At 39.1% G+C, this 21,217-nt stretch carries 21 protein-coding genes; 17 read left to right on the forward strand and 4 right to left on the reverse strand.

Annotated elements, in window-relative coordinates:
* The first annotated feature begins 16 nt into the window (after window positions 1-16).
* From ACO6S2_RS05305 to ACO6S2_RS05320, 4 genes are read left to right on the forward strand one after another with little or no spacing between them, the layout of a single operon-like run.
* Window positions 17-466 carry a thioredoxin family protein gene (locus ACO6S2_RS05305; protein WP_422361476.1) on the forward strand — a complete coding sequence of 150 codons (450 nt, stop codon included), beginning with the start codon at window positions 17-19 and terminating at the stop codon, window positions 464-466.
* A 55-nt stretch (window positions 467-521) separates the two neighbouring features.
* The gene (locus ACO6S2_RS05310; protein WP_422361477.1) at window positions 522-2,909 is read left to right on the forward strand and encodes an ABC transporter permease; all 2,388 of its coding nucleotides are present in this window, start codon (window positions 522-524) and stop codon (window positions 2,907-2,909) included.
* A gap of 43 nt (window positions 2,910-2,952) precedes the next feature.
* Window positions 2,953-3,201 (forward strand): hypothetical protein, encoded by a 249-nt coding sequence (locus tag ACO6S2_RS05315; RefSeq protein ID WP_422361478.1) that lies wholly within the window; start codon window positions 2,953-2,955, stop codon window positions 3,199-3,201.
* Window positions 3,182-3,592 (forward strand): type II toxin-antitoxin system VapC family toxin, encoded by a 411-nt coding sequence (locus ACO6S2_RS05320; RefSeq protein WP_422361479.1) that lies wholly within the window; start codon window positions 3,182-3,184, stop codon window positions 3,590-3,592. Before ACO6S2_RS05315 ends, ACO6S2_RS05320 begins: the two co-directional genes overlap by 20 nt.
* Window positions 3,593-3,646: 54 nt before the next feature.
* Here ACO6S2_RS05320 and ACO6S2_RS05325 read toward each other — a convergent pair whose 3' ends face one another.
* From ACO6S2_RS05325 to ACO6S2_RS05335, 3 genes are all read right to left on the reverse strand, one after another.
* Complete coding sequence (locus ACO6S2_RS05325; RefSeq protein ID WP_422361480.1) at window positions 3,647-4,090, reverse strand: Dps family protein; 444 nt, start codon at window positions 4,088-4,090, stop codon at window positions 3,647-3,649.
* 112 nt (window positions 4,091-4,202) lie between these two features.
* Window positions 4,203-4,931 (reverse strand): polyprenol monophosphomannose synthase, encoded by a 729-nt coding sequence (locus ACO6S2_RS05330; RefSeq protein WP_422361481.1) that lies wholly within the window; start codon window positions 4,929-4,931, stop codon window positions 4,203-4,205.
* Window positions 4,932-5,019: 88 nt separating this feature from the next.
* Window positions 5,020-6,411 carry an arginine decarboxylase gene (locus ACO6S2_RS05335; RefSeq protein ID WP_422361482.1) on the reverse strand — a complete coding sequence of 464 codons (1,392 nt, stop codon included), beginning with the start codon at window positions 6,409-6,411 and terminating at the stop codon, window positions 5,020-5,022.
* Between the two features lie 123 nt (window positions 6,412-6,534).
* Between ACO6S2_RS05335 and ACO6S2_RS05340 the strand changes: the two genes are divergently transcribed.
* The 13 genes from ACO6S2_RS05340 (at window position 6,535) to ACO6S2_RS05400 (ending at window position 20,354) form a co-directional block, all read left to right on the forward strand.
* Window positions 6,535-7,452, forward strand: coding sequence for a dimethylarginine dimethylaminohydrolase family protein (locus ACO6S2_RS05340; RefSeq protein WP_422361483.1), 918 nt, complete (start codon window positions 6,535-6,537; stop codon window positions 7,450-7,452).
* A gap of 1 nt (window position 7,453) precedes the next feature.
* Window positions 7,454-8,395, forward strand: a complete 942-nt coding sequence (ctlX, locus tag ACO6S2_RS05345) for a citrulline utilization hydrolase CtlX (RefSeq protein WP_422361484.1) — start codon at window positions 7,454-7,456, stop codon at window positions 8,393-8,395.
* Window positions 8,396-8,401: 6 nt separating this feature from the next.
* Entirely contained in the window at window positions 8,402-10,195 is a 1,794-nt protein-coding gene (argS, locus tag ACO6S2_RS05350) for an arginine--tRNA ligase (RefSeq protein WP_422361485.1), read from the forward strand.
* A gap of 3 nt (window positions 10,196-10,198) precedes the next feature.
* Window positions 10,199-11,098 carry a 1,4-dihydroxy-2-naphthoate polyprenyltransferase gene (locus ACO6S2_RS05355; protein ID WP_422361486.1) on the forward strand — a complete coding sequence of 300 codons (900 nt, stop codon included), beginning with the start codon at window positions 10,199-10,201 and terminating at the stop codon, window positions 11,096-11,098.
* Between the two features lie 27 nt (window positions 11,099-11,125).
* Window positions 11,126-11,470, forward strand: coding sequence for a translation initiation factor (locus ACO6S2_RS05360; RefSeq protein WP_422361487.1), 345 nt, complete (start codon window positions 11,126-11,128; stop codon window positions 11,468-11,470).
* 115 nt (window positions 11,471-11,585) lie between these two features.
* Window positions 11,586-11,825, forward strand: a complete 240-nt coding sequence (gene rpmB / locus ACO6S2_RS05365) for a 50S ribosomal protein L28 (protein WP_422361488.1) — start codon at window positions 11,586-11,588, stop codon at window positions 11,823-11,825.
* A gap of 12 nt (window positions 11,826-11,837) precedes the next feature.
* Window positions 11,838-12,020 (forward strand): 50S ribosomal protein L33, encoded by a 183-nt coding sequence (gene rpmG / locus ACO6S2_RS05370; RefSeq protein ID WP_420582242.1) that lies wholly within the window; start codon window positions 11,838-11,840, stop codon window positions 12,018-12,020.
* Between the two features lie 2 nt (window positions 12,021-12,022).
* A complete protein-coding gene (locus ACO6S2_RS05375; protein WP_084372144.1) occupies window positions 12,023-12,175 on the forward strand; it encodes a DUF4295 family protein in 153 nt (50 codons plus the stop codon).
* 83 nt (window positions 12,176-12,258) lie between these two features.
* The gene (ftsY, locus tag ACO6S2_RS05380; protein WP_422361489.1) at window positions 12,259-13,209 is read left to right on the forward strand and encodes a signal recognition particle-docking protein FtsY; all 951 of its coding nucleotides are present in this window, start codon (window positions 12,259-12,261) and stop codon (window positions 13,207-13,209) included.
* Window positions 13,210-13,223: 14 nt separating this feature from the next.
* Entirely contained in the window at window positions 13,224-14,696 is a 1,473-nt protein-coding gene (locus tag ACO6S2_RS05385; RefSeq protein WP_422361490.1) for a DUF4301 family protein, read from the forward strand.
* 107 nt (window positions 14,697-14,803) lie between these two features.
* On the forward strand, window positions 14,804-15,799 hold the full coding sequence (locus tag ACO6S2_RS05390) for an AAA family ATPase (RefSeq protein ID WP_422361491.1): 996 nt from the start codon (window positions 14,804-14,806) through the stop codon (window positions 15,797-15,799).
* Between the two features lie 223 nt (window positions 15,800-16,022).
* On the forward strand, window positions 16,023-17,291 hold the full coding sequence (locus ACO6S2_RS05395) for a hypothetical protein (RefSeq protein ID WP_422361492.1): 1,269 nt from the start codon (window positions 16,023-16,025) through the stop codon (window positions 17,289-17,291).
* 252 nt (window positions 17,292-17,543) lie between these two features.
* On the forward strand, window positions 17,544-20,354 hold the full coding sequence (locus ACO6S2_RS05400) for a TonB-dependent receptor domain-containing protein (RefSeq protein WP_422361493.1): 2,811 nt from the start codon (window positions 17,544-17,546) through the stop codon (window positions 20,352-20,354).
* A 46-nt stretch (window positions 20,355-20,400) separates the two neighbouring features.
* Here ACO6S2_RS05400 and ACO6S2_RS05405 read toward each other — a convergent pair whose 3' ends face one another.
* The gene (locus ACO6S2_RS05405) at window positions 20,401-21,105 is read right to left on the reverse strand and encodes a coiled-coil domain-containing protein (protein ID WP_422361494.1); all 705 of its coding nucleotides are present in this window, start codon (window positions 21,103-21,105) and stop codon (window positions 20,401-20,403) included.
* Window positions 21,106-21,217: the final 112 nt, after the last annotated feature.

Raw genomic sequence — 21,217 nt, forward strand, 5'->3', positions numbered from 1 at the left:
ACAATAGTCATGTAAGATGAAAATTAGAAATCTGTTATGGTTGATGGTCTGGTTGTTGCCACTTTATTCTCAAGCTAAAGGCGAGAACGGTAACTCCGTGAATTGGAATAATTTCAAATCAGCGCAACTGAAGTCTGAGGAAAATCCCAGACCCATTTTTATAGAATTCACAGCAAAATGGTGTGGGTGGTGCAAAAAAATGGATAAGACTACATTCTCCAATGATGACGTGATTGATGTCCTGAATGATCAATTTTATGCTGTCAAGATAGATTTTGATAGCTCGACTCCCATCGAGTATAAAGGTGATACATATACAGGTAAAGAGTTGGCTAAGTATTTTGGAATTGAGGGATTGCCAACGATGATATACCTTTCTAGTGATCAAAATACCAGCGAAAAGATTGTTGGATATAAGACCGCAAAGCAGTTAATCAAGGAGCTGAAAAAATTAAATACTGATTAGAATGTAACCGCTAGCCAATTGTTGTAGTCGAATGATCAAACTCAAATAAATCATTATGTTCTACAACTACCTAAAGATTTCAATCAGAAATATTAGAAAACATAAGCTGTTTTCGTTTATCAATGTATTTGGACTTTCCTTCAGTTTGTCCATTTGTCTCATCATCATTATGCTGTTGGCTGATCAGTTTAGCTATGATCGGTTCAATTCCAGGGCTGATAATATCTATCGGATCAATCATACACGAAGTGACCTTGATGCTATCATTGAAGGTATGGCAACAAGCCCAATGGAATTAGGAGAGGAATTAACATCAAAATATATTGGTGTGGCAGACTACACTAGACTTACCAGAGGATTTGGTAATGGATGGGTCAAGCTAATGCAAGATGTAAATATTCCTTTATCTGGTTTTTTTGCGGACCCTTCGTTCTTCGATATGTTCCAATATGAATTCGAGTATGGAAATCCAAACACAGCCCTTATAGAGCCTTATTCTGTGGTGCTTTCAAAAAAAACAGCGGAGAAGTTATTCAATAAGGAAAATCCCGTTGGTGAAACTATAGTTGTCGGCGAGTTGGGTAGCTATAAGGTGACGGGAGTGCTCAAAAGAATAGAGGGAAAGTCACACATTAAGTTTGATGGGTTGGCGTCGATGTCTACGCTAGAGTCGCTTATAAAAAAGGAAGTAATGCCTACAAAACTGACTTCCTGGACGAATAGATCATGGACCTGGACTTACATAAGGCTGGAGGATGAAGTAACGCCAGCCGACATAGAAAACAACCTCACGATAATCAGCGAAGAGCAATATGGCGAAATGGAGGATATGGACAATGAATTCTATCTTCAAAATATCCAGGCTATTAGTCCTGGTCCAATGATAGGAAACCAAATAGGCCCTGGCATTCCAATGATATTTGTTTATTTCTTGTCTGGGATGGCTTTGGTGATTATTATATCTTCCTGTTTCAATTATACCAATTTGTCTATAGCCCGATCATTGAATAGGGCTAAGGAAGTTGGAATTCGAAAGGTCTTTGGAGCCGTGAGGTTTCAAATTTTAATGCAATTCTTGACTGAATCAGTAATCATATCGGTTCTGGCTTTTCTATTTTCATTAGGAATTGTCCAAATGATGGAGCCGGTCTTTCTAGATTTAAATTTTAGCCAACTGCTGGACTGGGATTTAAAACAATCTGTGGATGTTTACTTGCTTTGTTTAGCTTTTTCTGTTGTAGTGGGACTGTTTGCTGGTATAGTGCCTGCCTTATTTCATTCCTCGGTTAAGGCACTTCAAGCTTTAAAAAATTTATCTGGGGTTAAGGTGTTTTCAAAGTTGGGATTAAGAAATGCTTTGATCGTTGGGCAGTTTGGATTGTCTTTGTTTTTGGTGATCACAGTCAAGCTCATCTATAATCAGATGAATTATATGATTGAATCGGACTATGGTTTTGATGCGGATAACATCGTCGTGGTGCAACTCAATAATACAGATTCAAAAAAACTAAAAACAGAATTGCTTAAATATCCAGAAATTGAAAGTGTATCCGCTGCTGGATTTTCTCCGGCTGCAGGAACCAGTAATTCTACTACCATAAAAATCGATGAAGTTGAAAGAGATTTAAACTACTTCGAAGTTGATGAAGACTACGTTGAAAATATGGGATTGAAACTTGTAGCAGGGCAATCCTTTACTGGTCAAATCAATGAACGTAAGTTGGTAATTAATGAAGAAGCTTCAGAAAAGTTTGGATATCCTCATCCATTGGATGCCGTTGGTCAGATTGTGGTTTTAGATGATTCAGTTAACTATGAAATCATAGGTGTATTAAAAAACTACAATCACGAAACCTTAGTGTCTTCTATCAAACCTCTTGGACTGATTTATGAACCTGAGGAATTTGGAATTCTTCAGGTAAGAGTCAACTCATCCAAATTTGAACAGTCTATGACCAGCATAAATGCAGCGTGGAATGAAATCAATCCGGACTTAAAAATGGAGTCTAAGTTGTTGAGTGACGAGATTGCTTTTTTTGCCAATCTGATGTTTGGCGACCTTACAAAAATCATTTCCTTTATTTCATTTTTGGCCATTATTATAGCCTGTCTGGGTCTCATGGGGATGGTGGTTTTCAGTACGCAAAGCAGGCTGAAAGAAGTTTCTATTCGCAAGGTGCTTGGAGCGAGCAATCGAGCACTGATTGTTATTTTATCGAAAGGATTTGTGAAGCTTCTTTTACTAGCTGTCATTATTAGTACGCCACTGACTTGGTTTATAAATAATATGTGGATGGACTTTATAGCATTCCGAGTTGAAATCGGCGTAGGCGTGGTTCTTTTTGGGGTGGTTATCGTGGCCATTTTAGGGCTCCTGGTGGTAGGCTCACAGACTTGGCAGGCTGCTAATACAAATCCGTCTAAAGTGCTTAGGGATGAATGATTTTTCTAATCTAAAATATTGTATTGCATAAAATTAAAGAAGCATGTTGAATGTCAGACTCGATAAGGACACAGAAAAGACACTGAAGGACTATAGAGAGCTCAATAACATGTCTAAGACGGATGTGGTAAAGGAAGCACTTGCTCAATACTTCAGCAAAGAACAAATGGCCAAACAGCCTTATGGCCTTGGGGAGGATCTTTTTGGCACTGGAAAAAGTGGTGATAGGGATCGTTCTTCCTCATACAAGTCTAAACTAAGAGAAAAGCTGCATGAAAAGCATTCTCATTGATGCGGGACCATTGATTGCCCTGTTTGATCGGTCTGATCGCTATCATACCAAAGCCCTTGAGTTTATTAAGGGCTTTAAAGGCCAACTCTGGACAACTTGGCCGGTAATGACAGAAGTTAGTCATATGCTGGATTTCAGCACTAAGACTCAAGTGGCGTTTCTGACATGGATAGAAAGAGGAGGGTTTAGACTATTTGATCTGAAAAAGCGCCACATTGGTCGATTGGCTGAATTGACTAAAAAATTTGATGATGTGCCTATGGATTTGGCGGATGCTTCATTGGTAATTGTGGCGAAAGAAAATGGTCAAAAAGAGATTGCCACTATTGATTCTGACTTTTATATCTATCGAGATATTAGAAATCAATATTTGACTAACATATTCATGTAGCACAAAAGGCATATCGATCGATATGCCTTTTGTGCTTAATATCCATTTTATCGTTTATTTCAACCAGGCTTTGTACATCCAAAGCGTTTTTTCCTGCTCCTCAATAAGAGAAGACATCTGGTCTTCCGTACCGCTATCTCCAGATTCTCCAGCCAGATCTTTAAGAGACCTCTCTACTGAAACTATATGCTCCAGATTAGATACGATAGTTTCAACCGCTGTCTCTCCATCATGCACGTTTTTTACGGGCTTGATCTGAGCCGTTGCTAAATAGTCTTCAAACCCATGCAGGGGAACTCCACCAATGGTAAGGATTCTCTCTGCTATTTCGTCTACCTTCATGGCTGCATCAGTGTATAACTCTTCGAATTTTACGTGCAGCTCGAAAAATGCTTTGCCCTGAATATTCCAATGAAACCCTCTTAGATTTTGGTAATAGATTTGAAAGTCGGCTAAAAGTTCATTGAGCTTGTTTATGATTATTTTATTCTCCTTCATGACATTTATTGTTTAAGGTTCTGTACACTTCAAATAACGAAAAAAGTCATACGCAGATCCTGCTGAAAGAATCATTTCTGCCAATGCTTTAATAGAATTTATTGATAGGTTCTTAAGACGGGATATACTTCTTGAATAGGCTCTTTATTTTCATTTGGATGACTCCAAACACGGCCTCTTTGAATATGCCTCTAGACATTTTAGATTGACCCTTGGTACGATCTGTAAAGATGATAGGAACTTCGGTAATTTTAAATCCATACTTCCAAGCCAAGAATTTCATTTCAATTTGGAAAGCATATCCCACAAAGTGAACATTGTCCGGCCCTATGGTCTCCAACACTTTTCGAGTGTAACACTTGAAGCCGGCAGTAGTGTCCTTAATTGGAATGCCAGTAATGAATTGAACATAGATACTTGCGCAATAAGACATGAGTACACGATCCATCGGCCAATTCACTACATTAACTCCAGATATGTATCTAGAACCGATGGATAGGTCTGATCCATTCTCACAAGCAGCTCTAAGTCTTATCAAATCTTGAGGGTTGTGAGAAAAATCAGCATCCATCTCAAAGATGTAGTCATAGCCATGGTCTAATGCGAAATGAAAACCGGCAATGTATGCAGTGCCAAGGCCTGCTTTGCCAGCACGCTCCATAAGATGAAGCGTATCGAATTCTTTTTGCAAGCCTTTTACAATGGTAGCAGTGCCATCGGGTGAATTGTCATCTACAACCAACACATCGAAACCAGCTTTTAAATCAAAAACTGCTTTGATAATGTCCTCGATGTTTTCTTTTTCATCGTAGGTCGGAATTATGACAAGACTTTTATTCAAGGGCTATTGTATATTTTTTACGAAACTATGAGAAAAAATGAAATTTTATTGGCCTTTATCAAAATATGAAAAATTAAGTCTCAATATTCTACTTATAACCTAATATTTTCATCATTTGTTCGCTGCTTTGTTCTTCTGCAAAAACTCTACTGCTCACATTTCCATCTTCATCTTTTTCTATCAGAATATGTTTTGGTGCCGGAATCAAACAATGCTGGATGCCACCGTACCCACCTAACGACTCTTGATAGGCTCCCGTATGAAAAAAACCAAAGTACATAGTTTGCTCCTTTTCAATAACAGGTAAAAACAATTCGCCTATGTGAGCTTCCGAATCGTAGTAATCCATACTATCGCAAGTTAAACCCCCAATGTTAACTCTATGGAATTGGTTGTTCCAAAGATTGATTGGAAGCATAATAAATTTAGCATTGAGCCCCCATACATCAGGAATGTGAGTGATGAATGACCCATCCATCATATACCAAAGCTCTTTGTCATTTTGGAGCTTTTGATCCAAAACGGAGTAGATGGTAGCACCACTTTCTGCTACAGTATAACTGCCGAATTCTGTGAATATATTTGGTTCATCGACATGGTTTTTCTTGCAGATCCATTGGATGTTTTCAATGATTTGTTCTGCCATGTATTTGTAGTCATACTCGAAATGCAAAGAATTTTTTACCGGAAATCCTCCCCCAATATCCACAGCCTCCAGTTCAGGGCAAATCTTTTTGAGCTCTGCGTATTTGTATACAAATCGACTCAATTCACTCCAGTAATAGGCTGTATCTTTTATGCCTGTGTTTATGAAATAATGGAGCATTTTCAGTTGACCCTTCGATTTACCCTTAATTCGATTGGTGTAATAATCGATCACATCTCCATATCGAATGCCTAGTCGAGAAGTATAAAATTCAAAGTTAGGTTCTTCATCTGCTGCCAGACGCATACCCATTTTGAATGGGTTTTGCACATGTTCTTCATAGTAGTCGAGCTCCATCAAATTATCCAGAATCGGCAAGCAGTTTTTAAAACCGGCATTGAGCAATTCAGCAATTTTTTGCAAATACAAGGGCCGTTTGTAGCCATTGCAAATGATATAAGTGTCTTTGGTGATAAGTCCGCGTTCAAACAAAGTTTCAACTATCGATATATCATAGGCAGAAGAGGTTTCTATATGGATATCATTTTGCAATGCTTCTTCCATCACAAAAGAAAAGTGGTTAGACTTTGTGCAATAGCAATAAGTGTAACTTCCGTTGTATTTCTTTTTCTGAATGGCTTCGGCGAATATTTTCTTCGCAAGCTGGATATTCTGTGAGATTTTTGGAAGATAGGTAAGTTTTAAAGGTGTCCCGTGCTCCTTTATGATCTGCATGAGATCCACTCCATTGAAGGACAAATGATTGTTCTTTACATCAAATTCTTCATTGGGAAAGTAAAAGGTTTGGTCGATTAAATCGCGGTACTTTTTCATCTACGACTCGTTATCAAATTAGAGCTTATATAAACGGACAAATATCTGCAAATTTATGTTTAATCTGCACCATCGTATTTGCTAAAATTCCTGTTAAATTTGCCGTCCTAAAACCCGAATTTGATGATTAATATTTTAATTAAAGATGAAACTGCTCCACTCAAGTCAGTTGTGTTAGGCACCGGCGAAAGTTTTGGAGGAGTCCCTGCCATCGAAGAAGCCTATGACCCGAAATCAAGGGAACATATTCTGGATGGAACCTTCCCTAAAGAGGAGGATATTATAAAAGAAATGGAAGCGGTAGCAAGCGCATTGAAAAAGCATGGAGTTCAGGTCTATAGACCAAATGTACTTCCTGATACCAATCAGGTGTTTGCTCGTGATATTGGCTTTGTTATTGGAGATAAATTCATTGTTCCAAATATTATAGATGACAGAGCGGAAGAAAAAGATGGTATCAATTTTCTGCTTGATCAAATTAATCCTGATCAAGTTCTTAGAATGCCTAAAGGTGCTTACGCAGAAGGTGGGGATGTAATGCCTTGGAAGGAGAAGCTATATATAGGCTATTCGGAAGATGAAGATTATAATAAGTATCAAGTTAGTAGAACCAATCGGGCTGGTGTAGAGTTTTTGAGAGATCAGTTTCCGAATTGTGAGTTTTATGCCTTTGAACTCAAAAAGTCAGACACTGACCCTAAGGAAAATGCATTGCATTTGGACTGTTGCTTCCAACCCATAGGAAATGATCAATGCATCATTTACAAGGGAGGGTTCAAGAACGAAAAAGATTACGATTTACTCGTGGGCCATTTCGGTAAAGAAAACTGTATCGAAATCACTAGGGACGAAATGTATTACATGAATTCCAACGTGTTTTCTATTTCTCCTGAAGTGATTATCAGTGAGCAAGGCTTCACCCGATTGAATGAAGAACTGGAGCGTAGAGGTTTCATCGTAGAAAGAGTACCATACGCTGAGACTGCAAAAATGGAAGGATTGTTAAGATGTTCAACTTTACCACTCGAAAGAGCTTATTGATATGGGAGTAAATACAACATCTACAATCATGATGATTCGGCCGGTTCAGTTCAGAATGAATGAGCAGACCGCCGTCAATAACTACTATCAAAAGGCGTTGGAAGGAATCACACCTGAAAATGTGCAGCAAAGAGCATTATCCGAATTTGATGGTTTTGTTCAGAAGCTTCGAGATCATGACATCGAGGTATTGGTGGTCAAAGACACGCCAGAACCGAGTACACCAGATTCTATTTTTCCGAACAACTGGATTTCATTTCACGATGACGGTGTCATTGGCTTGTATCCGATGTATGCAGAAAACAGAAGGTTGGAAAGACGCCAAGACATTATTGACGACTTGGGTGCATTTGGCTACCAAATTACCAATATAGTAGACCTGTCCGGAACCGAAGAAGTTGATAAGTTTCTGGAAGGGACTGGAAGTTTGATTTTGGATAGGGGAAATCAAATCGCCTATGCAGCCATTTCCGAAAGAACTCACCCAGACGTGATCAAAGATTTTGAAAGTGCTTTTGGATATAAAGTGGTTTCATTTGTGGCTAATCAGAATGTAGATGGAAAAAGGCTGCCTATCTATCATACTAATGTGATGATGGCCCTGGGTCATGATTTTGCGGTCATCTGCTTGGATACCATAGACGACTCTGCCGAAAGAAAAATGGTGGTAGATTCGCTGGAAAATTCTGGTAAAGAAGTGATTGAGATATCCGAACATCAGAAAGCTCATTTTGCGGGCAACATGTTACAGGTGGAAAATAAGGTAGGAGATCGATTCATGGTCATGTCTGCAGCTGCTTATGACTCATTGGAGGAAGATCAGAAAACTAAGATTTTAAAATATAACAAAGACATCATTTCCAGTTCACTCGATACGATAGAGGCACTGGGAGGCGGAAGCGCCCGATGTATGATGGCAGAAGTTTTTCTGCCCAAGAAGTAAGAAAGAATGGATATTGTATCACAACTACAGCAAGGAATAGCAGAAGGGCTCAAATCTCTTTATGATCACGAAGTATCAGCGTCAGACTTAGGGTTGCAGCCTACTAGGAAAGAATTTGAGGGAACTTATACTTTTGTAACCTTTCCTTACGGAAAAATTTCAAAAAAGAATCCGATGGAAACCGGAGAGGATTTGGGCACTTATTTGAAAGAAAACTGTGCAGTGGTAGATGGATACAATGTAGTCAAAGGCTTTTTGAATATTGAATTGTCAAAGGCCATTTGGACGAATCTGTTCAACGACATTGCTTCTCAATCGAATTTCGGTGCGCACGAGCGAAAGGGAGAAACAGTGATGGTTGAATACTCCTCTCCTAATACTAATAAGCCATTACACTTGGGACACCTAAGAAATATATTCTTGGGCTATTCTGTTTCTAAGATATATGATGCCTTTGGCTATGATGTGGTTAAAGTTCAGATCATCAATGACCGCGGTATCCATATTTGTAAATCTATGCTGGCTTGGCAAAGATTTGGCAACGGTGAAACGCCAGAATCTTCAGGATTGAAAGGAGATAAGCTGGTAGGTAAGTACTACGTCGAATTCGACAAAGCTTACAAAGCCGAAATCGCTCAGCTGGTAGATTCAGGTAAATCAAAAGAAGAAGCTGAGAAAGAAGCTCCTATTTTGCTAGAAGCACAAGACTTGCTTAGAAAGTGGGAGGCCAAAGAGCCTGAGACCTACGCTCTTTGGGAAAAGATGAACGGCTGGGTGTATGAAGGCTTTGATGCCACCTACGCTCAGATGGGAGTTGATTTTGATAAGTTGTATTACGAATCAAATACTTATCTCCTAGGTAAAGAACAAGTAGCTGAAGGTTTAAAGGCAGGGCATTTCTTCTCTAAGGATGACGGATCTGTTTGGGTGGATCTGACCGATGAAGGATTAGATCAGAAGATTGTCCAGAGATCGGATGGTACGGCAGTCTATATGACTCAAGACATTGGTACTGCTATCCAAAGATTCAAAGAATACCCTGGCCTCATCAAACAGGTTTATACTGTAGGCAACGAACAAGATTATCACTTCAAGGTGCTTTTCTTGATTTTGAAGAAATTGGGATATCAATGGGCGGAAGAATGTTATCACCTTTCGTATGGGATGGTTGATTTGCCTTCCGGTAAAATGAAATCTCGTGAAGGTACTGTGGTGGATGCTGATGATTTGATGAACGAAATGATCAGTACGGCTGAGCATCATACCAAAGAATTGGGTAAGATCAACGGGTTTACAGAAGGGCAGGCCAATGAGCTATATGATACGATTGGTTTGGGAGCATTGAAATATTTTTTATTGAAAGTAGACCCGAAGAAGCGTATGCTTTTCGATCCACAAGAGTCTATTGAGTTTCACGGCAATACAGGCCCATTTATTCAGTACACACATGCCAGGATATCGGCTATTTTGAGAAGAGCGGATGAATTGGGGATTGAAACCAAAAAGTTAAAAATTGCGACAGACGTACAGTTAAGTCAAACAGAATGTGATCTGGTCTATTTGATTTCTGAATTGCCAAACAAAATCAAACTGGCAGCCGAGGATTACCTTCCCTCCGTGATTGCACAGTACGTATATGACTTGGCGAAAGAGTACAATAAGTTTTATGCCGAAATGGCAATATTCGGTGAGCAGGATGAAACAGTGACAGCTTCACGAGTTGCGCTTTCTGCTCAAGTGGCGAAGAATATAAAGTTTGGCATGTCCCTACTAGGCATCCATGTGCCAGATAGAATGTAATACATGAGTAGTTTTAAACATTGGTTATCCGCTTTCCGATTGAGAACATTGCCTTTGGCTTTGTCTAGCATTTTTATGGGCAATTTTTTGGCTAAATGGCAGGGCAGTTTTGATTGGAGCATTTTGGGTTTGGCCGTGTCTACTACTGTTTTCTTACAGATACTTTCGAATCTGGCTAATGACTATGGTGATTCTATACATGGAGCAGACAGTGAGGATAGAGAAGGCCCATCTAGAGCGGTACAAACTGGAGCCATTTCTAAAGGGCAGATGAAAAAGGCGATGATTATTTTTGGTGTATTGTCATTTGTTTCGGGAATATCCCTTTTAGCTATATCATTTGCTGATCAATGGATTTTAATTTCCGTGTTCTTGGTGCTTGGACTTTTGGCTATTTATGCTGCTGTCACCTACACTGCTGGAAGCAACCCTTATGGTTATCGAGGGCTGGGTGATATTTCAGTTTTGATCTTTTTTGGGTTGGTGGGTGTATTTGGATCTTACTATTTGCAGACCAAGACATTCGATTGGAATATATTATTGCCAGCATTGAGTTGTGGCCTTTTGGCTACAGGTGTATTGAACGTGAATAATATTAGAGATATTGAGTCAGACGAAAAGGCGGGCAAAATATCCATCCCTGTCCGTTTGGGCAGAGACAAGGCCGTCATTTATCATTTTGTACTTTTAGGGCTAGCTATGATATCTGGTTTGGTGTTTATAGTATTAAATACTTCCCAGTGGACTTCTTATCTTTTTATTCTCGCATTTCCGTTGATCATTAAAAATGCCTGGGCAGTAAAAACTAAAACCAGTGCATCTGCACTAGATCCCTATCTGAAGCAATTGGCTTTGAGTACCTTATTGTTCGTGCTTTTGTTTGGAGTGGGATTGGTTTTGTAATTTTGTAAAACATCATTTATTAATAAGATGTCAAAAAAAGGAAATTTTAAAAACAGAATCGGAGTGGTGTATTCCACAGATGATAGTTTTGATTACACAGAGGAATCTGAATTAGAAGAAGAAACATTGGCACCGAAAGATCAAAAGTTACGCGTAGAATTAGACAAGAAAAATCGCAAGGGAAAACAAGTGACTCTTGTCACAGGTTTTACGGGTATGACTGGTGATTTAAAAGAACTAGGCAAAATGCTCAAAACTAAATGCGGTGTGGGAGGAAATGTAAAAGATCGCGAGATTATCATTCAGGGTGATTTACGTGATAAAGTGGTCGAAATTCTGCTTAAAGAGGGATATCAGGCGCGCAAGATCTGATTTCGCTCAAATTTTCAAATAAATACTATTAATTTTATAGAGAGCTTTTACAAATGCTAAAGTTTTCTCTATATTTGCACTCCGATTTTTTAAGGATCGCTAAAAGACTAGAAAAATGTCGAAAGTTTGTCAAATAACTGGTAAGAGACCACAATCAGGAAACAACGTTTCCCACGCGAATAACAAAACGAAGAGAAGGTTCTACCCGAATCTATTCAAGAAGAGATTTTACATCCCTGAGGAAGATAGATGGGTAACTTTGAAAGTGTCTTCAACTGCATTGAAAACCATCAACAAGATTGGTTTGGCTGCTACGTTGAAAAAGGCTAAGGAAAAAGGAACCCTTTCATTATAATAATTTAGAACGATGGCTAAGAAAGGTAATAGAGTTCAGGTAATATTAGAGTGCACCGAGCATAAGACTACAGGTCAGCCAGGTACTTCTAGATACATTACGACAAAAAACAGGAAAAACACTCCTGACAGAATGGAATTGAAAAAGTACAATCCTATTCTTAAGAAATATACTGTTCACAAAGAAATTAAATAACCATGGCTAAGAAGGTAGTTGCAACCCTGAAGAATAAGGATGGTGTAAAATATGCTAAGGTGATTAAAGCGGTGAAAACCAAATCAGGAGCATATTCATTCAGAGAAGAAATTGTCACTGAAGACAAAGTGAAAGAAGTATTGGCTGCAAAATAATTCAGCCCTTTAAGATATCTTTGGAAGTCTCCTGATTTTGTCAGGAGACTTTTTCTGTTTTTTACCTATCCACCAAATTGATTATGGGATTATTCAATATTTTTTCCAAAGAAAAGAAAGAGACACTAGACAAGGGTCTTGAAAAAACGAAAGAAAATTTCTTTTCGAAATTGGGTAAAGCTGTTGCAGGAAAGTCAACTGTAGATGATGAGCTTCTTGATGAACTGGAAGAGGTGTTGATAACTTCGGACGTTGGGGTAGATACCACCGTTAGAATCATTGAAAGAATAGAAGAGCGTGTTGCTAAAGACAAATATCTCAATACTGCTGAACTTAATGTAATTCTCCGCGAAGAGATTGCAGGGTTACTGGAAGAAAACAATTCAGGAAACCAGGCTGATTTTGAATTGCCTGAAGATAAAAAGCCATATGTCCTCATGGTGGTAGGCGTGAATGGTGTGGGTAAAACAACCACTATAGGTAAGTTAGCCTCTCAATTTCAAAGAAGAGGCAAATCTGTTGTGTTAGGTGCAGCAGATACCTTTAGAGCAGCAGCTGTTGATCAATTGAAACTTTGGGGTGAACGGGTAAATGTTCCTGTGATTGCACATGGAATGAATACGGACCCCTCTGCGGTTGCGTTCGATGCTGTGAAACACGCCGTAGAGCAAAAGGCTGATATTGTCATTATTGACACAGCCGGAAGATTGCACACCAAAGTGAACCTGATGAATGAACTTTCTAAGATCAAGAGAGTGATTCAGAAGTTCGTTGATGACGCTCCGCATGAAATTATGTTAGTTCTTGATGGAAGCACAGGACAGAACGCTTTCATACAAGCGCAAGAATTCACCAAAGCCACAGATGTTTCTTCTCTAGCTATTACCAAGCTAGACGGTACTGCAAAGGGAGGAGTGGTGATAGGCATCTCTGACCAGTTTAAAATACCTGTAAAATATATTGGTGTTGGTGAGGGAATTGAAGACCTTCAAGTGTTCAACAAGCATGAGTTTGTTGATTCATTTTTCAATTAAAGAGATTCTAAAATATGCATGCTTTTAGCGCAACAGAAGAGGCGCAAATATTAGCTCACGGAGCCAATGTGAGTTCTATTGAAAATCAATTAAAAAACTTCAGTACAGGATTTCCCTTTTTAGAGCTTGACCGACCGGCAACACAGGGAGATGGGATCACGAAATTGACAACTGAACAAGTTGATCAATTTGTTGCCAGTTATGATCGTTCATCCACAGGCAAAAAACTTGTAAAGTTTGTTCCAGCTTCTGGAGCCGCAACAAGGATGTTCAAAGAGCTGTTCGAATATGTAGCAACTGATGAATTGAATTCAGGTACTCAACATTTCATTTCGGGACTTGAAAATTTTGCTTTTTATGAGGAATTAAAGAACTACCTGCAAGTTCAAGGTTATGAATTAGATGATCTTTTAGATTCGAAAAATTATAAGGCTATCGCGAGTGCCCTGCTCGATGAAAATGGCCTGGGTTATGGAAAACTACCCAAAGGTCTTCTTGCTTTTCATAATGAAAAGGGAGTCATAAAAACACCCATTGAAGAGCATTTAGTTGAAGGCGCAAAATATGCTTCACAGAATGGATTGGTGAGGCTACATTTTACGGTTTCTACTGAGCATCAACAAAAGTTTGAATCTAAGCTCAGCGATGTGATTCCGATTTATGAAGCATCACTTGGGGTCAAGTATGAAGTTTCTTTTTCTCAACAGAAAAAATCAACCGATACGATTGCCGTGGATTTAGCCAATGCACCAGTTAAAGATAATGGGCATTTGCTTTTCAGGCCAGCGGGACACGGTGCGCTGTTGGAAAACCTGAATGACTTGGATGCTGATGTGATATTTGTAAAGAATATCGACAACGTGGTGCCGGATCATTTGAAGGAGGATACAATCACCTATAAGAAGGCACTGGCCAGTTTGCTTCTTTCTTTTCAAAATGATTCATTCTCTTGGCAAGAGAGAATGGCGAATGGTGAAGATTGTTATGTCGAAATTCTTGACTCGCTGAGGTCAAAGTACGGAATCGAATTGAATATTGGTGATTCTAATGAATTGAAAAATTATTTGAATAGGCCGATTCGTGTGTGTGGTATGGTTGAGAATACAGGAGAACCAGGAGGAGGTCCTTTCTGGGTAAAAGGAGAGCATGTAGCAACTCTTCAAATTGTCGAAACGGCTCAAATCGATATGAACAACGATGAGCAAGTAGCAATTCTTAAAAAGTCATCTCATTTCAATCCCGTGGACTTAGTATGTGGAGTGAAGAATTTTGAAGGTAAGAAATTTGATTTACTTCAGTATAGAGATAACAAGACTGGATTCATTACTCAGAAGTCTAAAAATGGACACGACCTCAAGGCTATGGAGCTTCCCGGTTTGTGGAATGGTGCCATGGCTGATTGGATTACCTTATTTGTAGAGGTGCCGATTTCTACATTTAACCCAGTAAAAACCGTAAATGACTTGTTAAAACCCACACACCAGTAGGACTTAACAATTTTTAACAGCAACATCTGGGTGATATGCGTTTTGGGCTTTAAAACTTAGCCAAAGTGGATTAGTTTTGTTTGGTTAGTAAAGAATAAACTACAAAAATGGAAGCAACTGCAAGTGTAGATAGTAAAAAGGTTCACCAGGAGAAAATCAAGCAGATTTATACTGAGGTAAACAAAGTAGTAGTTGGTCAGCAATATATGATCAATCGATTAATGGTTGGGCTGTTCACTCAAGGACACATTCTATTGGAAGGTGTACCTGGTTTGGCAAAGACATTAACCGTAAATACTTTGGCTAACGTACTTCATCTGGATTTTAAAAGAATTCAGTTTACACCTGATTTGCTACCAGCGGATTTGCTCGGCACGATGATTTACAATCAGAAGGCATCCAATTTTGAAGTAAAAAAGGGGCCAATCTTCGCCAATTTAATTCTAGCTGATGAGGTAAACCGTTCTCCTGCTAAGGTGCAGTCTGCGCTTCTTGAGTCTATGCAAGAGAAGCAGGTTACTATTGGGGAGACTACCTATGAATTGGATCGACCCTTTTTGGTACTGGCTACACAAAACCCTGTTGATCAGGAAGGAACCTACCCGCTGCCAGAGGCACAAGTAGATAGATTCATGATGAAGGTGCATGTCGGCTACCCTTCAAAAGATGAGGAATTAGAAATCATGCGTAGAATGTCTAATATGACATTTGATAGCAAAGTGGATACAATTTTGACTAAGGAGGATATTTTCGCCATTCGAAATGAGATCAATAGCGTGAACCTTTCAGAGTCACTTGAGAGATATATTATCGAGTTGATTTTTGCGACAAGAGACCCTGAGTCATTTGGTATGAAGGATGAAGCACACTACATACAATTCGGAGCTTCCCCAAGAGCTTCTATCAATCTGAATCTAGCGGCTAAAGCTATTGCATTTTTAGAGGGGCGAGATTTTGTACTTCCTGAAGACATCAAGGAGGTAGCACCTGATGTACTCAATCATAGAATTATACTTAATTATGAAGCAGAGGCAGATGGAATTACTACTCATGACATTATCGATACCATATTGAACAAAGTCAATATCAGTATGGTGAAGTAAGTACTTAATCAAAAGAATTTTCAAGGAGCAGTTTCAGTAATGGAACTGCTCTTTTGTTTTACAGGGTTCACATTCCCTTAACATTGATAAAATAGTAATAACACATTTCTTGGTTCTTTTAACAGAAAGGTAACTACTACTTCCACACCTGATAATATCACTTGTACAGTTTTGCAGTACAAATTTTGAAAAACATAATATCAGAATATTTAAAAGAGAAAAAATGAAAAAGTTATTAGCACTATTATTCGTGTTTACAACAATGGGATTGATGGTTTCATGTGATGACGACGACGATCCGATCGATGACGTTATTCCGGAGCCAACTGAAGAGGAACTACAGGAGGCCGCGGTAGAAGCTGCTCAAACCGCGATAGATGCTGTTGCATCATCTGATGATACAGCTACGGGTGCTTCAGACGAAACTGTATTTGAGGATTGGACATTGGCTAATTATTCTGCAGGATCAAGAGTAAGAGCGGATGAAGCTCCCGTTGTAGAAGTTACTGCCAACATTGATGCTGATACAGAGTGGACTAAAGATAACGTTTACTTATTGAAAACAAGAGTAACTGTATTGGATGGTAAAACTTTGACTATTCAGGCAGGAACAGTAGTAAAAGGAGATGCGTCACTTTCTGGTGCCAATGCAGCAGTTTTGATGATCGCTAAAGGCGGGAAATTGATGGCTGAAGGAACAGCGGCTGAGCCAATTATTATGACCTCATCTGATGATGATATTCAGCCTGGAGAAATGGCAGGAACTAAATTAGATAAAGACTCAAAAGGAAAATGGGGTGGATTGGTAGTATTAGGCAAAGCGCCAGTAAGTGCTAAGACAGAAAATCCTCAGATCGAAGGTGTAGACGCCGAAGATAGCAACGGACAATATGGTGGAGATGATGCTGCCGACAACTCTGGAACTATCAAGTATGTGTCTATCAGACATGGTGGGGCCGAGATCGCTGAAGGTAGCGAGATTAACGGCTTGACTTTAGGTGGCGTAGGTACTGGAACAACTATCGAAAACATCGAAGTATATGCAAATTCTGATGATGGAGTAGAGTTTTTCGGAGGTACCGTAAATGTGACTAACCTTTTGGTTTACGCAGTAGGCGATGATGCAATCGATATCGATCAGTCTTACGCAGGTGAAGTGAAAAACTTTGTGGTGTATGTAGACAAGAACTCTGATGAAGGGTTGGAAGTCGACGGTAGAGAAGGGTCTCTGGATAAGTCATTCACTTTGACTAACGGAACGATCTACTCAATCGATGAAACTGACACCAACGCTGATTTTAAATCAAAGGCAAAAGGAACAGTGACAAATGTGACTTTCAAAAGTGGTAAAGTGAAATTGTCTGCTTCTTTCGATACTGAAACACTTGAAGAGACAGAAGATGCTGCCTCTAATGTTGCAGCTGGAGACTTGGTATTCTCTAAAGTTTCTGCCGATTCTTTCGAGGTGTACACTAAGAGCTTTGACGAATAAGAAACACTGAGCAAGCGGAAAAGAAATTTAAGATTCATTTTCTGAATATAGAGGCTCTGGCAGGAATGTCGGGGCCTTTTTTGACTTTAGCAAGACGCTGGAATTAGAATGCCTAACGGCGATCTGACCAATGTTACCTTTATGTTATTCGAGTAGCAAATCACATCGAATTATTAAACATTTCATAAAATAACGAACATACACAAGGAATATGAGAACTCTAGTTTTGCATTAAAATTAGAATTTCAGAAAATGAATAAGGCATTATTAACATTAGGATTAATCATTAGCGCTGCCAGTATATCATTAGCGCAACAAGGATTTTTAAGAGGAAAAGTAATTGACGGAGCCAATGGTGAGGGACTGTTTGGTGCGACAGTTACAAAGCAAGGAACCACCCAAGGCTCTGTTGCTGATTTTGATGGTAACTTCTCACTGGCACTTGATGCGGGCACACACAATATTGTTATTCAATTTGTTTCTTATCAGCCACAAACTATCGAAGGTGTCGTGATCACTGAAGGAGAAGTAACAAACATTGATGTAACACTATCAGAAGACATTCAACAATTAGAGGCAGTGGTAGTTACTGCTGAGCAGATCAGAGACAACGAAGTAGCTTTGATGTCCATTCAGAAAAAATCAGCCAACACTATTGATGGAATTTCATCTGCTGCCTTCAAAAAAGTAGGTGATAGCAATTTGTCTTCTGCCATGAAAAGAGTAACAGGTGTTACGGTTCAGGGAGGCAAATACGTTTATGTCAGAGGACTTGGTGATAGATACACTAAAACCTCGATGAACGGTATGATTGTGCCTGGTTTGGACCCAGATAGGAACGATGTTCAAATCGACATTTTCCCTACAGCCATTTTGGAGAATGTAATGGTTTATAAGACTTTCAGTCCAAACCTAAATGGAGACTTCGCTGGAGGTTTGGTAGACATTCAGACCAAGGCGTTTCCAGATGAAAAAACAACTTCGGTTTCTGTATCTATGGGATACAACCCTGACATGCATTTTAAATCAAACAACGTAAGTTATAAGGGGTCTGGGTCAGACTTTTTGGGTTGGGACAATGGCCAAAGAGAATTACCAATAGCAGCTGGTACAGAAATTCCAACTCAGCCAGATGATTTTGTTGCTGAGACTACGAGAAAATTCGATCCTACTTTGGGCGTGAATAGAGAACGTAATTTTATGAATACTGGTCTTTCAGTATTACATAGAAATCAGATACAAGGAGAAAAAGTGACTTGGGGATACAATGCTATTTTCAACTACAAGCACACCAATACTTTCTATGAGGATTTTCAAAGAAAAAGATACGAAAAAGACAGAACAACTAGCGAGGTTTCTTTAGTTAGAGATTTCTCTGGTGTAGGTGATTTGAGTACGAGCAATGTGCTTTGGAGCGGTTTGGCTACCTTGGCTGCCAAAACTGACAATCACACGATTGGTACCAACTTGCTTCATACGCAAAATGGTGTGTCCACTGCCTTGAAGAGAGAATTGAACTTTACTTCATTGAACAACCCCACGAATATCAATAATGATATTTTGGCTTATACGCAGCGGTCCATGACCAACAATATTACATATGGCAAGCACAACTTTGACAAGTTGAGAATCGAATGGTCTAATTCTTTATTGTTTTCTAAAATTAGTGACCCTGATTATAGAGATACGAGAATCAACGAAGACGACGGCGTTTACGGGTTCAAAAATGGTGGAGCGATCAATAGATTCTGGAGAGAATTGGATGAAGTGAGTGAGAGCTTCAAAGTAGACTTTACTTACAATCTAAATGACAACAATAAGTTAAAATCTGGTGGTTTAATGACATTTAGAAATAGAGCGTTTGATGTTTATCAGTATGCTTATGAGCCATTGGAAGTTTTTGATGTAGAGTACAATGATCCAAACTGGATATTGTCTGAAGAAAACCTCTATTCTTCATCAAACCCTGATGGATTGTACATTCAAGACAATAGCAATGATTACAACAACTACGAAGGAAAGCAGACCATCTTCGCAGGATATTTAATGAATGAAACGCAGGTGACGCCAAAATTGAAGTCTATCTATGGCTTGCGTGTAGAAAATGTACAGATGTACTACAGCGGTGTTCGTCTAAATGAGGACAACTCTAGCGAAGAGCTCGACAATGAGAAGACGCTGGGTGAAACGAACTTACTTCCTTCAGTTAGTTTGGTTTACGCATTGAGAGACGATATGAATCTTAGAGGGTCATTCAACAAAACTTTGGCTAGACCATCATTCAAAGAAAAGTCATCAGCCTTCATCGAAGATCCGATTACAAGAACAAGATTCTCAGGAAATCTGGATATCAAACAAGCTGAAATTTTAAACTATGATTTGAGATGGGAGTATTTCTTCACAGCGAGTGAAATGTTCTCGGTGTCATTTTTCTACAAAGATTTCACTGATCACATTGCCTTGGTATTCTTCCCTAACAGTCCAGGGCAGCTGAAGCCAAGAAATGTTGGAGAAGCTTCAGTTTACGGAACTGAATTCGAGGTAAGGAAGAATCTTGGAATGATCAGTTCTGCATTGGAAAATGTATCAGTAGGAGGTAACGTCTCTTTGGTTGTATCCAAAGTGAATAGAAAAACAGTAGTAGTCAATGAAGAAGGCGAGTCGGAATATGACAGTGAAGTGGCTTACAAAGGAACTGATGAAGGTGTGGATCAGTATCGTGAAATGAGTGGCCAGTCTCCTTACGTAGTAAATGGTTACCTGAATTATGATAACCATTTACTAGGGTTGACGGGTAACCTTTCCTACAACGTGCAAGGGGAGACTATTACTTTTATTGGTACTTCTAACGTGCCCGATGTATACACTAAACCATTTCATAGTTTGAATTTGAAAGTGTCAAAAACCTTCGGAGAATCGGCTCAATCTAAAGTAAGTTTTAGTGCCAAAAATCTATTGAATCAAAAGCAGCAACAGGTTTATAAATTTGGTAACGAGGAGGAGCTTTTCTCTTTATTCAAACCAGGAAGATTATTCCAGTTGAAATACACTTATACTTTTTAAGGAAAAATTAATCAAGAGCCTAAAGGTAGCCAGACGGCTGCCTTTTTCATTTTATAAGGGTCAGTTCCTTTTTGTACTGAGCCAATTTTTTTTGATTGGAAGTGAGTTTGGCCTGCAGTTTTTCAATTTCACCAGTATTGGCTTTTAGCTTTAGAGCCAATTCATTCTTCTGCTCTGGTTTCTTTTCCATTCGTAGTTGGAGCCTACTGTTGTCTAAGAGGTATTCATCCATTTCTTGACTAATTTTCTTAACAGTCAGTTCCTGGTTGTCAATTTTTTCTTGAGCCAGGGACGTGAAATAGTCTACTTTAAAGTCTTTCAGTAGGTACTTTACTTGCCTGTCTAATTCCTTCAATTGGTCATCGGGAACTCCACCTTTCACAAGCGCTACCCTCAAGGTGGATTGTTTTTTTTCTTTCTTCTCTATGAGCTGCGAAATGAACTTTAGAGGCTCATTGGTCTCTTTTCCTTTGGCGGGAACGGTTAGTTCCAAATGTGATTTTTTATTGAAGATAATGGTTCTGGCATTTACATATCTCCACCATTCCTTTTTGACTTCTTTGTAGGGCTGGGTAAAGGTAGTGGTATACCCATTAAAATTCTGGCCGTCTATTGAGAACGAGATCGGACTAATCTTTAGAGAATAGCTTTGAGCAAACGAGTGTTGACAGGATGTCCAGATCACAATAGCAAGCAGACTGCGAACGATCCAGAGGTTCATTTTTGATGAAAAGAATAGGCTTTTTGACATTTTCAAGATTCTTGTACGAAGATAAAAACATTTGAATCAATCAATAATTTCGCCAATTCAAGCTGAGGTGATAATTTCGCGCTTAAACATCTGATATATAATCGGTAGAAAA

This window comes from Reichenbachiella sp. (assembly GCF_965233835.1).
Lineage (GTDB): Bacteria > Bacteroidota > Bacteroidia > Cytophagales > Cyclobacteriaceae > Reichenbachiella.